Origin of the sequence: Microbispora sp. CSR-4, assembly GCF_008033685.1 — a bacterium.
Classification (GTDB): Bacteria; Actinomycetota; Actinomycetes; order Streptosporangiales; family Streptosporangiaceae; genus Microbispora.
In genome coordinates this window covers 1-901 of record NZ_VJVX01000196.1, presented here as the reverse complement: position 1 = coordinate 901, position 901 = coordinate 1, and the positions used below count along the sequence as shown (strand labels likewise).

The 901-nt window shown below is 73.9% G+C and carries 1 protein-coding gene; it reads right to left on the bottom strand.

From position 1 onward, the window contains the following. The coding region (locus FLV34_RS39420) for a DUF222 domain-containing protein (RefSeq protein ID WP_187280886.1) at positions 1–237 on the bottom strand (237 nt) is incomplete at its 3' end. Positions 238–901 lie beyond the last annotated feature (664 nt).

The window sequence follows — 901 nt, the reverse complement described above, 5'->3', positions numbered from 1 at the left end:
GCACATGGTCGCCGGGAGGGGGCAGCCGTCGATCCAGCAGGTGGCGTACCGGGCGAAGACGGCCCGGCGCTGGGCAGGAGTCGCCAGGCGGACCTTGCGGCCCATGTCGAGGACCTGCCCGTCGGCGTTCATGACGATCCGCACCAGAGTCGAGGTGCGGGCGAGGCGGTGCACGCTGGAGACGGGCAGCACCTGCCCGGTCGCCAGCAACACCCCCGGCGCTGTCCCCGGTGCCATCCCCAACGACGCCCCCAGCAACGTGCCTGCCGACGCTCCCAACGCCGACCCCAAGAACGCCCCAGGCATCGCGCCCGCCGACGCACCCGGAGATCCCGGGAACCCACCTTGCGCCGCTCCCCGTGCCCCTCCTTGTGACGCCTCTTGCGCCGTCTCCGGCGTCGCTCGCCCGGCTCCCGCTGCTGTTCCCGGAGTTCCCGCTGCCTGCGTCGCGCACGAGCACCGCGCCTCGCCACTGCACCGCCACGCGCCTTGGCTGCCGCACCGGCACGTGCTGTGGCCATGCCGGCAGTCCCCCGCAGTCCGAGGCCCGGCGTGGGTGTGATGAGCGGAGGCGTTCTCGGGAGGCGGATCCGGCCGCGCCGCCTCCGATGGCGCTGCCTCCGAGGGCGCTGCCTGGGATGGCGGCGCATCCGAAGCCGTCGCACCCGAAGGGGCTGTGTCCGAAGGTGCTGTGTCCGAAGGGGCAGCGTGCGAAGGGGCTGTGTGCGAATGCCCGCCACCGTGAGCAGGCCATGCTGACGCACCCCGCCGGGCGTGGGTTGCTCCGGACCGGGCCGCGCCGCGAACGCAGCCATCGCCCTCTGCAGGCGCGGTCGTGTCGCACTCGGCAGAGCGGGTGCTCGCGGTGTCGTCGTCCTCGGCGGAGTCGGCGTTCGCGGTG